Below are 14621 nucleotides of genomic sequence, written 5' to 3'. Positions count from 1 at the left end.
GCTCAGAGATTCAGCAGCTGTTCCAGCCCGACCGTCAGGCCGGGCCGATCTGCGATGGCCCGCACGGCCGCCAGTATGCCCGGCATGAAACTGACCCGGTCGAACGAATCGTGCCGGATCGTCAACGCCTCCCCCGGCGCACCGAACGCAACTTCCTGGTGCGCCACCCGACCGCGCATCCGCAACGAATGCACCGGTATACCCGCCACCAACGCTCCGCGAGCACCGTCGGGATCGCTGGCGGTCGCGTCGGGCAGCCCACCGAGACCGGCGTCGGCACGAGCCGCTGCGATCAGCGACGCCGTACGCGCTGCCGTGCCCGAGGGGGCATCCACCTTGTCCGGGTGGTGGGTCTCCACCACCTCGACCGACTCGTAAAAGGCAGCCGCCCGCTGCGCGAAAGACATCATCAACAGCGCGCCGAGCGAGAAGTTGGGGGCGATCAGCACTCCGACGCCGGGCGCCTCACGAAGTTGCTCCTCCAGAGTCTGCAGACGCGCCGGTGACCATCCGGTCGTACCCACCACGACATGCACGCCCGCAAATACGCAGTACGCGACGTTGGCCGGTGACGCATCGGGCGTGGTGAGCTCGACGACGACCCGGGCACCACCGAGGTCGCCCAGCGCATCGCCGTGCTCGAACGTTCCGACCACCTGCAGATCGGCGGCCTCGCCCAGTGCTCGGACTGCGGCGGACCCCATCCGCCCGCGGGCTCCGATCACGGCAACAGGTGTTCGCTCACTCACGCGCCCAGAGTAGGGGCAGGTCGTTCTTCCCGGATCCGGGCGCCGCTAGTATATTGCCTACCTAAGTTCTTCTTGCTGGTCACCCCAGCTCGATGAAACCCCCATCTCTGCAGGAGCTTCATGACCAACGCCGCCGCCCAGGTCCCCGCGCAGGACGTGCCCGCAAAGCGCCGCCGCTATGAAGCCGATCACCCGAAGTACAAATGGGTCACGCTGTCCAACACCACCCTCGGCGTCCTGATGGCCACGATCAACGCATCCATCGTGATCATCTCGCTGCCCGCGATCTTCCGTGGCATCGGGCTGAACCCGCTGGGCGCGGGAAACGTCAGCTACCTGCTCTGGACGCTGATGGGATATCTGGTCGTATCGGCGGTGCTGGTCGTGACGCTCGGGCGCCTCGGGGACATGTTCGGCCGGGTCAAGATCTACAACCTCGGGTTCGTGGTCTTCACGGTGGCCTCGCTGATCCTGGTCGTCGATCCGCTGCACGGCAGCGGCGGGGCGTTGTGGATCATCCTCGGCCGGGTGATCCAGGGGGTCGGCGGGGCGATGCTGATGGCGAACTCGACCGCGATCCTGACCGATGCCTTTCCGTCCAACCAGCGCGGGATGGCCCTGGGCATCAACCAGGTTGCCGCCATCGGTGGGTCGTTCCTCGGCCTGATCGTCGGTGGGGTGCTGTCCGAGTGGCACTGGCGGGCAATCTTCCTGGTGAGCGTGCCGATCGGCATCTTCGGCACCATCTGGTCCTACACCTCGCTGCACGAGCTCGGCGTCAAGCGCCGCGGCACCCTCGACATACCGGGCAACATCACCTTCGCCGTCGGAGTGACCTCGATCCTGGTCGCGATCACCTACGGCATCCAGCCCTACGGCGGCGCCACGATGGGTTGGACCAACCCGTGGGTACTGCTCGGGCTGATCGGCGGCACGTTGGTACTGGTGGCGTTCGGGCTGATCGAGAACCGGGTCAGCGATCCGATGTTCTCGATGTCTCTGTTCAAGATCAAGGCCTTCTCGGCCGGCAACTTCGCCGGACTGCTCGCCTCGATCGGTCGCGGCGGCATGCAGTTCATGCTGATCATCTGGCTGCAGGGGATCTGGCTGCCGCTGCACGGCTACAGCTACGAGTCGACACCACTGTGGGCCGGCATCTACCTGCTCCCACTGACGGTGGGCTTCCTGATCGCCGGTCCTGCATCGGGGTTCATGTCAGACCGGGTCGGCGCCCGCGCCTTCGCCAGTGGTGGGCTGCTGATCACCGCAGCGACCTTCGTCGGGCTGATCCTGATCCCCGTCGACTTCAACTACACCGTCTTCGCAGTGCTGCTGTTCGTGAACGGAATCGGCTCAGGGATGTTCTCCGCGCCCAACACCACCGCGATCATGAACAGTGTCCCGGCGAACCAGCGCGGCGCCGCCTCGGGGATGCGCGCGACGTTCTTCAACTCCGGTACGTCGTTGTCGATCGGCATCTTCTTCTCGCTGATGATCGTCGGACTCGCCGCGCACCTGCCGAACGCGCTGCGTACCGGGCTGGTCGCTCAACATGTGGCGCCGAGCGTCGCCAACGGGGTAGCGGGTCTGCCCCCGGTGGGCTCGATGTTCGCGGCGTTCCTCGGCTTCAACCCGATCCAGTCGCTCCTCGGGCCGACAGGCGCCCTGAAGCAGGTACCAGCAGCCAATGCGCAGACGCTGACCGGCAAGGAGTTCTTCCCGCACCTGCTCAGCGGGCCGTTCCACAGTGGTCTCGTCGTGGTGTTCACCGCGGCCGCCGTGATGATGGTCATAGCCGCGATTGCCAGCCTGATGCGTGGTGGGCACTACGTGCACAACGACGACGACGACGACTTTTCGGAGCCTGAGCCTGCACAGGGTCAGAACGTCGAGCAGCACGCCTGATATCTCACCTTTTGGACATGTGCAGCCGGGGCAGATATGCCCCGCTGCACATGTCCAAACCTCGCGACGTCAGCGGTAACGACGCTTCAGACCTGAGGCCAGCATGCCCAGCCCGGCGACGCCCATGACGATGCCGACGACCCGGTAGGCCCGGTGTCGCCAACCGCGCGGATCGAACCCCGACGTGGCTGCCTGGATCGCGTCGTCGTAGGACATCCGCCCGCCGGGAGGCTCTCCGACAAAGTCCAGGATGTCGTCCTCGTCGCAGACCGCTTCGTGGATCAGGCTGCCGACCAGCGGGCGCGCGATACCGGCGGAAACCGGCGTCACCGCCCCCACCCAGTGGCTCGCCAACTGCGGGGTGAGCACGGGCACCGTTGCGATCAGGGGCGATCCGAGGCCGGTGACCCTGGCGTACTCACGCATCATCTCCGCATACGTCAGCACATCGGGGCCACCGATGTCGAAGGTGCGGTTGACGTCCTGCGCGAGGTCCGCAGACCTGACCAGGTAGTGCAGGACGTCGTCGATGGCGACTGGTTGGATGCGGTTACGCAACCACCGCGGCGCCACCACCGCGGGTAGTCGCTCGGTCAGGTGACGCAACATGTCGAAGGAGGCAGACCCGTCGCCCAACACGACACCGGCCTGCAGAACAGCCGTCGGGACACCGCTGGCGAGCAGGATGTCGCCCACCTCGACCCGGGATCCCAGGTGCGGGGACAGGTCCCCGGTGGGGTGCAGGCCGGACAGGTAGACCAGTCGCTGCACTCCCGCGGCTTTGGCGGCGTCGGCGAAGATGTGCGCCATCTCGCGATCCCGGCGGACGAAGTCACCACCCCCGTCCATCGAGTGCAGCAGGTAGTAGGCCACCTGCATGCCGTCCAGTGCCCCGGCCATGTCCTGCGCCTCGGACGCGCTGCCTTCGAAGACCTCGACCTGATCGGCCCACTCCTTACCGCGCAGAGCTTCGGGGTGGCGACTGAGAACCCGGACCTGCCAATCGTCGGCCAGTAACCGGGGTACGAGGAGTCCGCCGATGTATCCGGTGGCGCCGGTAACCAGAACGGTGCGTTGCGTCATACCGCACACCCTAGGTGGCCGTTCAGGACATGGGAGGAAGATGGTCTGGTGCCTGAATTCACCCCGGCGTCCTGGGTGACCGCATGGACCTGGTCCTGGCCCGGTATCGCGGTCGCATTCGTGCTGGCAGTCCCCTACGTCGTGCTCGTCTCTCGCGCCCGACGGCTCGGTCACCACTGGCCCATCTGGCGTACGGCCGTCTACCTGGTCGCAGGTGTCGGCTCGTTGATCTACGTCACCTGCGGCGCCATCGGGTCGTACCGCACCACGTTTCTGTGGTGCTTCGGTGCTGAGGTCGGGGTCATCGCCACGATCACCCCCCTCGCGCTGGCGCTCGGAGATCCAGTGGGGTTGGCGGAGCTGCTCCGGCCGGGCAGTACACGCATTCTGCAGGGCCGCATCGCGCGGGTGCTGATGTTCCCGCTCTTCGCCTCCGTGCTGTCGGCGGCGAGTATCTTCCTCATCTTCTTCACGCCGTACGCGCTGTGGGCGATCACGACGCAGATCGGTGAATTCGTGCTACTCCTGCACCTTTTGATCGTCGGGATGCTCGTCGTGTTGCCGCTACTGACCAAGGAGCTGCTGCCCGCCTGGGCCACCGCCCCGGTCAAGACGGTCTTCGCCTTCGCCGATGGCTTGTTCGACGCAATTCCGGGCATCCTGGTGATGACGTCGTCCACCCTGCTCATCCCGGACTTCCCCGGTTTCGCCAGCAGTCGGCACGCGGGGTTCGGCACCCTGCTGGACCAGAAATTCACCGGTGGCGCACTGCTGGGGGTCGCTGAAGCAATCGGCGTACCGCTGCTGGCAGTGGTGTTCGTGCAGTGGTTGCGCAGCGATGCCGTCGAAGCCGCCGAGATCGATGCCCGGCTGGACGATCTGGAGCAGACAGCCAACTCCAGAACAACCGCCTCCCCCGACGCAGGCAACGCGTCGGCAGTTGACGCGGGGTCACCGGATCGACCGTGGTGGTTGGACGATCCGCGGTTCGCGGACCGCTACGGCCGCGGAAATGACCGTTTCCCGCCGGACTGAACCGTTCTCGATGGCCACTTCGTAGGTGCCGGACCATCGCCGCGAAGTGCGCTTTCCTCGTAGTCGGCGAACTTTGCACTCACCTGCGTCACACGGCACGGGCACGAGCCAGACGCACGACCTCGGCGAGCCTGACTCGCACCCAGTCCGGCTCGTACATGACCTGAGTCCAGGTGCATCGCAGCACGAGCTGCCCCGCACACACCAACTCGGTGTAGCGGCGGCAGTCCTTGTCGAATCCGGCTCTGCTGCCATGTGCCTCGAATCCCTCGCCCTCGATCACGACTCCGAGATCACGGTCCGCGAGGTCGACCACGGCTCGGTGAGTGGCGTTCTCGAACGCCACCTGAGGCTGCACCAGGAGGCCGTCGACCTGCAGACAGAGCGCTCGAAGCACCGATTCGAGCGGATTGGCCGCTCGACCGTCCGCCGCGGCCAGCACCGCGCGCGCCTGAACTGCGCCGCGCCCCGTCAGGCAGTCACCCATTGCCCTCAGCTCGTCATGCCCCACTGCTCCAACCCGCAGCGCCGAATCGGCCACAGTGAGCGCCTCATCGAAAGCCAGGTCACGCGCACAGTCAACGACTGTTCTCAGCGGTTCAGTCACACCGTCGACAATCTCCTCCACCGGCAGCGTCCGGTAGTAGACCTGCAGCCGTTTACTCGCTGAACTTCGGGCGTGGCTGTTCGGGCGTACCGTCACGTGGGGGCGGTCGGGCATCTTCTTCAGCGACCACCCATGCTGCACAGCCGCGCTGAGGTGGCTGAGCACACCATTCAGCGACAACGCGCCCCGCCGATGATCGCCCAGTCCGGAGTCGATGTACTGCCCGCGCCCGTTGCGGACGATGACCCCGTCGCGACAGGCGGCAGCTACTTCACGCTGCCCGAGGCGTGCCAGATCTGCATACCGCGCAACACCCCCCAGCTCGGCCATCGTCGCAATGAGCGACAGGTGTTCCGACGTGTGGGCCGGGAGGAGATCGGCCCGATCATCCTCCCGATCGGGGGCGTCAGCCACGCTTCTCCTCCCCGTCCATACCGACTGGTGCGCGGCAGGCCGCGGCAGGTGCGCAGCGGACAACGCGGCCGGCTGACCGGGGGGCACGCACGACAGGGGTCATCCCGCCAGGATGCACCGGTTCCGTGCGCGGAAACCGTTGTCCACAGGCGCAACCTGGGTGAGATCGGGTGGGGTCACGCCGCGCGGTGGCGCTGGCAGCGGGGGCACCAGAAGAGGTTGCGGCCCGCCATGACCTGCGTGCGCACGACGGTCCCGCACCGTGGACACGGGTCGCCGGTGTGCTTGTAGACCGCATGTTTCGGTCGTCGCACGATCGCTGTTCCGCCCGCCGCGAACGCTGCTTCGGCCTTTTCAAGTTGCTGGTCGTCGGTCACGATCCGGCCGGTGATCACACCGACCTTCATCAGCCGCACCAGGTCCTCCCACATCGCATCCCAGGCCGAGCGGCGCACCTTGTTCCCGAGCTTGAAGGGATCGATCCGATGCCTCCACAGCAACTCGCACCGGTAGAGGTTGCCGATGCCCGCGACGACGTCCTGATCCATCAGCAACGCACCGATCGACTTGCGACTGCGGTGGATCCGCGCCCAGGCAAGTTCTGGTTCGGCGTCCGGGCGAAGCGGATCCGGGCCGGTGCGGGCGATCACCTCGGCGATCTCCTCCGGAGTACGCAGCGCGCAGGTGATCGGTCCGCGCAGGTCCGCGACGTGCGTGGACGTCGCCAGCCGCAACCGGACTGCGCCGCGTGGCGCGGGCAACCCGTCGTCGTACGGCATGACGCTGAACTTGCCGATCAGACCCAGGTGCACATGCAGCACCCGTTCAGCGGCGAAATCGACGAACAGGTGCTTGCCCCAGGCGTCTGCCGACTCGAAGAGCGTGCCGTCCAGCAACGCGGCGCCCTGTGCGAACCGGCCCTGCGGACTGCTCACCATCGGCTCCTCGCCGGCGAAGGCGCCGCTCAGCGTGTCTGCAAGTCGGTGAATCGTATGTCCCTCTGGCACAGCAGCACTCAACCAATCAGTTCGGTCGCGACACGGTGAAGCGTCGGATGGGTGTAGTCACTTCCGGTCACTTCACCGCGCGCCCAGGTCAGCAACAACCGGTCACCGAGCACCTCGACGCCGCCGATGTTGTTGTCGAACCACGGACCATGCGTCAGCTCCCAGTCGTAGGCGGGCATTGCCACCTGCGACAACCGCTTGGCAAGCCTGCGCATCGGCTTCTTCATGACATCGGCCATCGTGCCCTGCAGCACGCGCACCCCGCGCGGCAGGGGGTTACGGATGGGCGAGCAGACCAGCTGCACAATCTGTGACTGCAGGCCGTAACGCTCAGCTGGCACCTGGGTGATGTAGGAGTTGTGTACATCTCCGGACAGGAACGTGATGGTCGCAGGTGGCTCGCCGTGCGCTCCGCGGGCCACTTGCACCACTCGCTCGAGCACGTGCGCGAACGACCGTTCGAACGCGGCCCAGTGCTCCAGATCCACGGCCTCGCGCACCTTCTCCCCGGCGCGCGCCATCCGTGACCCCCACGCTCCCCCGGCCATCGTCTCGTTGATCGACTCCAGGTCGTGGATCGCCGGAGGGAGCAGGAACGGCAGCGACGTGCCGATGAACAGGTGTGTGACACCGCCGTGCAACTGCTCGTCGAACCAGGCGCTCTCCCGCGGATCGAGCATGGCGCGCGCGCCGGGGGTGAGGACGCGTGCGTTGCGCGAGTCCACCACGACCAGCACGCTGTCACCGAGAGAGCGGGTGAAGGACCAGCGGTAGGTCTGCGGGTCCCTGTCGACGCGGTCGGCGAACGCGTCGATAACCACTGTGATGTCCAGCTCGTCGTCGTCCTCGTCATGGGCGACGATATGTTGCCAGATCTCGTCTTCTGCCAGCTCATCGGGCGGGAGGTTGCCTGCGTGCTGGTAGATCCAGTAGGACCCGAGGGCACCGACGATCCGGTCGCGCCACCACGGCAACATGTTGATCTCCTCGTGCCAGGCCGCGGAGGTGTTCCAGTCATCGCGCACGTCATGGTCATCGAAGATCATGGCGGTCGAGAGCGTGGAGAGCAGCCACCTGTTGGCCGGATCGGACCAGGCGAGACGGTACAGCTCGGCGTATTCAGTGAAGTCCTTGACCTCAGCACCCGGAGGCTCGTCCAGTCCACGTCGCTGTTGGATGAATTCGCGCATCGTGGGCGACGTTTCGTCGGCATACAGCTGGTCGCCGAGGAAGAGGATGAAATCCGGCCAGTGGTTCGGGCTGCGCATCATCTCCAACGCATAGGCCCGCAGCGCATCCACCCCATGCGACTCCGTGCCTTCTTTGTCATGCCCGACCGAGGTGCGGCAGGAACCATAGAGGAAGTGCGGCTGGTCGGCGGGGTCCTGGGTCGCAATCCTGCACGGCAGATACGGGTCGTCCACCAGGGGCCATACGACCACGCCGTCGTGGACGATCTGGTAGTCCTGCACCGAGCCGGGCTCCAGACCATCGACCAGCACGATCGCGTAGTGGTTGCCATGCGCACGGAAGGTCGCAGCCGACCAGCTGCGACCCTCTGCTCGCACCTCGATACGACCGGCGGCTGCGGTCTGCACCCAGATCGTGGCTGTGGTCTCGGCGACGTGTCGCAGCAGCGGGCCGAGAACGAGCCCGGCGGGTGTGGGGGGCGAGGTGGGCATGGGTTCTTCCTAGCAAACGCGAGCGTCAGCGACGCGGACGGGCCGGCTTGCGGCTACGCGTCACGACGTAGGCGGAAGGATTGACCCCGTGGTACCGCACCACCACTTCACGCACGATCTTCAGCCCCCGGGTACGGGCGAGAGCGTCTTTGAACACCCGTTTGTCATCAGTCAGCAGGACGCACCGCCCGCTCGGGGTCAGCACCCGCTCGATCTCGCGCAACACCCTCGGGTACAGCTCGATGTTGTCCGCATTACTGCCGATTCGCTTCCCGAACGGCAGATCCGTCACGACCCGGTCGACCGACTGATCGGTGAGTTCCAGGTTGGTGGCATCACCGTGGACCAGGTCGATCCGGCCAGCCAGATCGCGATCCGCGATATTGGACCCGGCCAGCTCGACGGCATGCGCCTGCAGCTCGACCGCGATCCCCCGCCCGTCCCGGCGGCTGATCGCATCCACGATCGGAACCGTGCCCACACCCGCGCAGGGGTCGAGCAGCACATCCTGCGGCGCGCACTTGGCCAGCCGGAGCAGGCCCGCCACCACAGGGACGGGGGTCGCTGCAGGTAACCGCCGCAGCGTGCCGAATCGCGCCGCCCAGGCCAGCGACCCCAGCTGCGCGGCGCCGAGCTCGACATCGAGGTTGACCTGCCAGTCACCCGGTGCGTTGACCCACCCCGCGCGCTCGTACCGGTCGATGAGAGCCGCCCGCGCGTCTGGTGACGCCTGCACCCGAAACCGCACGGGCGTATCCAACGCCAGGCCCGGCAATTGCTGAACCGCTGCGATGACGACCTCGGGGGACGCGTCGGCATCCCACGGCAATGCCACCCAATCGATCGCGGTGGTCCTCGCCAGGAACCCCAGGTCCGTGACGTCCTCCAGCAGGATCTCCCCGTGTGCCACCAGTCGACTGCGCAGACCGTGTTCCTGCTGCAGGTCACCGCGCAGGAGGTCCTCGAAGCCGACCGCACAGGTCACGATCAGTTCGGTTGCCATGCAGCCATCCTCCCCCGAGCGCTGGGCTATGCGACGAACGAGCCCGGCCCTCCAGTAGGAGGACCGGGCTCGCTGATGGTGCGAGAAAACTACTCAGGCGTCGGTGGGTGCCGACTGCGAGTCGCCACCGCCGTTGCCACCATTGTTGCCGCCACTGTTTCCGCGGCCACGGCCACCACGACGACGGTTGCGCGGGCGACGTTCGCCTTCGCTCTTGTCACCTTCACCACTGTCGCCCTCAGCGTTGTCGCCGTCGGAATCCTCAGCAGCAACCGCGGTCGGTTCTTCAGCGACCGGAGCGGTGTCGGCGACCGGGGCTGCCGGAGCTTCCTGAGCTTCCGGAATGACCTCAGCAACCTGCGCTGCAGGGGCGTCGACGGATACCGGAGCATCCTCGACGACACCGAGCGAGAGCTTGCCGCGCGGGTCGACCTCCTTGAGCTCGACCTGCACCTTCTGACCGATCTTCAGGACGTCGTCGACGTTGTCGATCCGCTTGCCGCCGACCAGCTTGCGTACTTCGGAGATGTGCAGCAGGCCGTCCTTGCCGGGCAGCAGGGAGACGAACGCGCCGAACGTCGTGGTCTTGACCACGGTGCCCAGGAAACGCTCGCCGACCTCCGGCATCTGCGGGTTGGCGATCGCGTTGATCGCCGCGCGGGCCGCCTCGGCCGAGGCGCCGTCGATAGCACCGATGTAGATGGTGCCGTCGTCCTCGATCGAGATGTCGGCGCCGGTGTCCTCCTGGATCTGCTTGATCATCTTGCCCTTCGGGCCGATGACCTCACCGATCTTGTCAACAGGCACGTTGACCGAGATGACGCGCGGTGCGAACGGGCTCATCTCATCCGGTGCGTCGATGGCCTCGTGCATCACGTCCAGGATGTACAGGCGCGCGTCGCGGGCCTGGGTCAGCGCGGATGCGAGGACCTCGGCGGGGATGCCGTCGAGCTTGGTGTCCAGCTGGATCGCGGTCACGAATTCACGGGTACCGGCCACCTTGAAGTCCATGTCACCGAAGGCGTCTTCGGCGCCGAGGATGTCGGTCAACGCGGCGTACTGCGTCTTACCGTCGACCTCAGCGGTGACCAGGCCCATTGCGATACCGGCGACCGGGGCGCGCAGCGGCACACCGGCATTCAGCAGCGACAGGGTGGATGCACAGACCGAACCCATGGAGGTGGAGCCGTTGGAGCTCAGCGCCTCCGACACCTGACGGATGGCGTAGGGGAATTCCTCACGCGAGGGCAGTACCGGCATCAGGGCGCGCTCGGCGAGCGCACCGTGGCCGATCTCGCGGCGCTTGGGCGAACCCACGCGGCCGGTTTCACCGGTGCTGTAGGGCGGGAAGTTGTAGTTGTGCATGTAGCGCTTGCGTGACACCGGGGACAGCGTGTCGAGCATCTGCTCCATCCGCAGCATGTTGAGGGTGGTGACGCCCAGGATCTGGGTCTCGCCGCGCTCGAAGATCGCCGAGCCGTGCACCCGCGGGAGCACCTCGACCTCGGCCGACAGCGCGCGGATGTCCGCGAGCCCACGACCGTCGATGCGCACCCTGTCGGTAACGATGCGGTGACGCACCTGGGCCTTCTGCAACGCGCGGTAGGCCGCGGAAACTTCCTTCTCCCGGCCCTCGAAACGCTTGCCGGCACCGCTCAGTTCGGCCTTGAGCGCGCTCTTCAGCTCGTCCAGCTTGTCCTCGCGGTCGACCTTGTCCGCGATGGTGAAGGCGGCGGCGACCTGCTCGGTGGCGTCCTTCTCGACGGCCTCGTAGACGTCGTCCTGGTAGTCCAGGAAGATCGGGAAGTCCTGCACCGGCTTGGCGGCCTGGCCGGCAAGCTCGGACTGCGCCTCGCACAGCACCTTGATGAACTTCTTGGCAGCTTCCAGACCCTGCGCGACGACCTCTTCGGTCGGAGCCGTCTTGCCCTGGTTCTTGACCAGGTCCCAGGTGGCTTCGGTGGACTCGGCCTCGACCATCATGATCGCGACATCATCGCCGGCGACGCGGCCGGCAACGACCATGTCGAAGGTCGAACGCTGCGCATCGGAGAAATTTGGGAAGGCAACCCACTGGTTGTCGATCAGGGACACACGGGTCGCACCGATCGGGCCGGAAAAGGGGAGCCCGGAGATCTGGGTCGCGACGGACGCACCGTTGATGGCGAGCACGTCGTACTGGTGGTCGGGGTTCAGCGCCAACACCGTGATGACGACCTGGACCTCGTTGCGCAGACCCTTCTTGAAGGTCGGGCGCAGCGGCCGGTCGATCAGTCGGCAGGTAAGGATGGCGTCGGTCGAAGGGCGACCTTCGCGACGGAAGAAACTGCCGGGGATCTTGCCCGCGGCGTACATCCGCTCCTCGACGTCGACCGTCAGGGGGAAGAAGTCGAAGTGGTCCTTCGGCTGTTTGCCTGCGGCCGTGGTGGCCAGCAGGGTGGTCTCGTCGTCGAGGTAGCACAGCACTGCGCCGCCGGCCTGCTTGGCGAGACGTCCGGTTTCGAACCGGACCGTGCGGGTACCGAAGCTGCCGTTGTCGAGCGTGGCTTCGGCGAAAGTGATCTCTGGACCCTCCATTGGGTCTCCTCTTCTCTTTAATTCAGCGGCTGCGCGGATCGTCGTTGCCCACGGCCGTTTCCTTGCTCAGGGGTATGTAGACGTGGCTCGCGGGTGAGCGCTGGTGCGCTGAAACCGGCGAGGCCTGCATACCCCCAGACACGCCGACAGGCGGTCACCGTTATCGGTGACCGCCTGGGGCGTGAAATTTGTGATCAGCGACGTAGACCGAGTCGCTTGATGAGTGAGCGGTAACGCTCGACGTCAATGTCCTCGAGGTAGCGCAGCAGACGCTTGCGCTTGCCGACCAGCAGCAGCAGACCGCGGCGGCTGTGGTGGTCATGCGGGTGCTGCCGCGAGTGCTCGGTGAGGTCCTTGATGCGCTGGGTCAGCATTGCGACCTGCACCTCGGGGGAACCGGTGTCACCTTCACCAGTGGCGTACTCGGACATGATGGTCGCCTTGACGGCGGTTTCGAGAGGCATGCTGTGAAGTGGCTCCAATTCGTTGACTCGCTGCGCGGTGCTCCTGGGCATATCCACCAGAGCGCTATTGGTCCGCGGCCGATCTACGGCTGAGCCAAAGATTAGCAGCGCGGCGCGGCGGGGCCCTAATCGCGGCATTCTCACGCCGCGGCTCCGGGGCGCGGTCACGGGCAGTGACACACTGAGCGCCATGAGCCGATCCACGGGCAGCGATCGACCCAGCGAGCGGACCCGCTACGAAGCCGAGGTAGCGGCGTACGTCGCAGCCGGCGGTAACGAAGAGGTCCAACGAGTCATCACTGCAGTGCACGGAATGTCACGCCGTCTGTCGCAGTGGTACACCCGTCAGCTCACCGACGTCGGCCTCTCCTCCGGGGAATGGGCGGTCATCTCGATCCTGGCCACCTCGCCCGAGGGCACGTTCGACACCCCGTCCTCCCTCGCCCACAGCACAGCGGTCGCGCCGTCGTCGATGACCCACCGGCTGGACAGGATGAGCGAGCGCGGACTGGTGGACCGGACACCTGACACAGCGAACCGCACGCGAATCCTCATCACTCTCACGGCCGCGGGCTGGGAGCTCTTCCAGCAGGTGATCCGCCACTCCGATGTGATGGAGTCCGACGTGCTCGATCGGCTCGATCCGCCGCAGCGCCAAAAACTTGCGTCGTTGCTCGAACAGGCGATCACCGGGTTGGACGACGCACTCGACGGTCCGTAGATCTACCTGAAGCAACGTGGTCCGATCCGACTCGCCGGTCGAGTGTCGGGTTACTGGAACCAGGTGGACTATTCGAACCAGATGGCGATTTCGCGCTCGGCGGACTCCGGTGAGTCCGAACCATGCACGATGTTCTCCTGCACGCGTCTGCCCCAGTCACGGCCGAGGTCGCCGCGGATGGTGCCGGGCAACGCCGCGGTGGGGTCCGTCGCGCCGGCCAGGGCCCGGAAACCCTCGATGCACCGGTTGCCCTCGACGACGACGAACGTCGCAGGCCCGGAGGACATGAAGTCCACCAGCGGCTGGTAGAACGGCTTGCCTTCATGTTCGGCATAGTGCCTGGCCAGCCGATCCCGATCGGGAGTGGTGATGTGCAGGTCGGCCAGCAGGTAGCCCTTCGCCTCGATCCGGCGCAGCACCTCCCCGGTCAGCCCGCGACCGAATCCATCGGGTTTGACGATTACCAGGGTGCGTTCGAGTTGCTCAGTCACAGCGCGAACCCTAGTGCAGTGGATTCGAAGCAACCGGGTGCGGAGGTGGCCGAACTCAGGTCGCCTGCAGTGCGCCAACCCCGAGCAGCACGAACAAGAGCACCGAGAGCCCGATGCGGTAGAAGACGAACGGACGCAGTGTGTTGGTCTGCAGGTACCGCATCAGCCACGCGATCACGGCGTACCCGACCACGAACGCGATCACCGTCGCGATGGCGACATGGCCCCAACCGTCGGAGTTCGGCTTGCTGACCTCACCGGCCAGCTCGAACAGCCCGGACGCCCATACGGCAGGTATTGCCAGCAGGAAGGAGTACCGCGCAGCGGCTTCGCGTTTGTAACCGATCAGCATCCCGCCGCTCAAGGTGGCGCCGGAGCGGGACACTCCGGGGATCAACGCCAGCGCCTGCCACAGCCCGAAGAAGATGCCGTCGCGGGTGCTGAGATCTCTGACCTCTTTGGTCTGGCGGGCAGTGCTGTCCGCGTAGGCGATGACGAGCGCGAAGAGCAGCAGCATGGTGGCCGTGATCCACAGGTTACGAGCAGGCCCCTCGATCTGGTGGCGGAACAGCAGTCCGAGCACACCGATCGGAATGGTGCCGATGATGACGAGCAGGAATTCGCGCGCGTCAGGGTCGGACCAGGGCAGCCTGCGGCGCAATGCCAGTAGCCCTGCGGTGACCAGCCGGACGATGTCCTTCCAGAAATACACGACCACCGCCAGCTCCGTGCCGAGCTGGTTGATCGCGGTGAACGCCGCTCCCCCGCCGTCGTTGCCGAAGAACAGCCGCCCGAAGATCAGCTGGTGCGCAGAAGAGGAGACCGGCAGGAACTCGGTGATCCCCTGCACGATGCCCAGAACCACCGCCTCGATCCAGCTCAT

The 14621-nt window shown here is 66.1% G+C and carries 13 protein-coding genes; 3 read left to right on the top strand and 10 right to left on the bottom strand.

Translation table 11 applies throughout. From position 1 onward, the window contains the following. Positions 1-2: 2 nt before the first annotated feature. Entirely contained in the window at positions 3-749 is a 747-nt protein-coding gene (gene dapB / locus V3G39_07530; protein XAS77872.1) for a 4-hydroxy-tetrahydrodipicolinate reductase, read from the bottom strand. A 120-nt stretch (positions 750-869) separates the two neighbouring features. Between dapB and V3G39_07525 the strand changes: the two genes are divergently transcribed. After that, positions 870-2654: an MFS transporter gene (locus V3G39_07525; GenBank protein XAS77871.1), complete on the top strand. Its 1785-nt coding sequence runs from the start codon at positions 870-872 to the stop codon at positions 2652-2654. A gap of 69 nt (positions 2655-2723) precedes the next feature. Here V3G39_07525 and V3G39_07520 read toward each other — a convergent pair whose 3' ends face one another. Then, complete coding sequence (locus tag V3G39_07520) at positions 2724-3737, bottom strand: NAD(P)H-binding protein (GenBank protein ID XAS77870.1); 1014 nt, start codon at positions 3735-3737, stop codon at positions 2724-2726. 48 nt (positions 3738-3785) lie between these two features. Here V3G39_07520 and V3G39_07515 point away from each other — a divergent pair, with 48 nt between their 5' ends. Then, positions 3786-4772, top strand: coding sequence for a cytochrome c oxidase assembly protein (locus V3G39_07515; protein ID XAS77869.1), 987 nt, complete (start codon positions 3786-3788; stop codon positions 4770-4772). An 88-nt stretch (positions 4773-4860) separates the two neighbouring features. Here the strand turns inward: V3G39_07515 and V3G39_07510 are convergent, their stop codons facing one another. From V3G39_07510 to rpsO, 6 genes are all read right to left on the bottom strand, one after another. Then, on the bottom strand, positions 4861-5793 hold the full coding sequence (locus V3G39_07510; GenBank protein ID XAS77868.1) for a hypothetical protein: 933 nt from the start codon (positions 5791-5793) through the stop codon (positions 4861-4863). A gap of 176 nt (positions 5794-5969) precedes the next feature. Continuing rightward, positions 5970-6800, bottom strand: a complete 831-nt coding sequence (locus V3G39_07505; protein XAS77867.1) for a zinc finger domain-containing protein — start codon at positions 6798-6800, stop codon at positions 5970-5972. A gap of 8 nt (positions 6801-6808) precedes the next feature. Next, positions 6809-8482, bottom strand: coding sequence for an alkaline phosphatase D family protein (locus V3G39_07500; protein ID XAS77866.1), 1674 nt, complete (start codon positions 8480-8482; stop codon positions 6809-6811). A 25-nt stretch (positions 8483-8507) separates the two neighbouring features. Continuing rightward, the gene (locus V3G39_07495; protein ID XAS77865.1) at positions 8508-9485 is read right to left on the bottom strand and encodes a methyltransferase domain-containing protein; all 978 of its coding nucleotides are present in this window, start codon (positions 9483-9485) and stop codon (positions 8508-8510) included. Between the two features lie 93 nt (positions 9486-9578). Beyond that, positions 9579-12062 (bottom strand): polyribonucleotide nucleotidyltransferase, encoded by a 2484-nt coding sequence (locus V3G39_07490; protein ID XAS77864.1) that lies wholly within the window; start codon positions 12060-12062, stop codon positions 9579-9581. Positions 12063-12256: 194 nt separating this feature from the next. Beyond that, positions 12257-12526 carry a 30S ribosomal protein S15 gene (gene rpsO, locus V3G39_07485; protein ID XAS77863.1) on the bottom strand — a complete coding sequence of 90 codons (270 nt, stop codon included), beginning with the start codon at positions 12524-12526 and terminating at the stop codon, positions 12257-12259. Positions 12527-12716: 190 nt separating this feature from the next. Here rpsO and V3G39_07480 point away from each other — a divergent pair, with 190 nt between their 5' ends. Then, positions 12717-13247: a MarR family winged helix-turn-helix transcriptional regulator gene (locus V3G39_07480; GenBank protein XAS77862.1), complete on the top strand. Its 531-nt coding sequence runs from the start codon at positions 12717-12719 to the stop codon at positions 13245-13247. Between the two features lie 68 nt (positions 13248-13315). On the opposite strand, the gene ndk is transcribed toward V3G39_07480, so the two are convergent. Then, positions 13316-13738, bottom strand: a complete 423-nt coding sequence (gene ndk, locus V3G39_07475) for a nucleoside-diphosphate kinase (protein XAS77861.1) — start codon at positions 13736-13738, stop codon at positions 13316-13318. Between the two features lie 55 nt (positions 13739-13793). Continuing rightward, positions 13794-14621, bottom strand: a complete 828-nt coding sequence (locus tag V3G39_07470; GenBank protein ID XAS77860.1) for an undecaprenyl-diphosphate phosphatase — start codon at positions 14619-14621, stop codon at positions 13794-13796.

Source organism: Dermatophilaceae bacterium Sec6.4 (genome assembly GCA_039636865.1).
GTDB lineage: Bacteria > Actinomycetota > Actinomycetes > Actinomycetales > Dermatophilaceae > Allobranchiibius.
The sequence above is the reverse complement of the archived record's forward strand: the minus strand, read 5'-3'. Positions and strand labels throughout refer to the sequence as shown.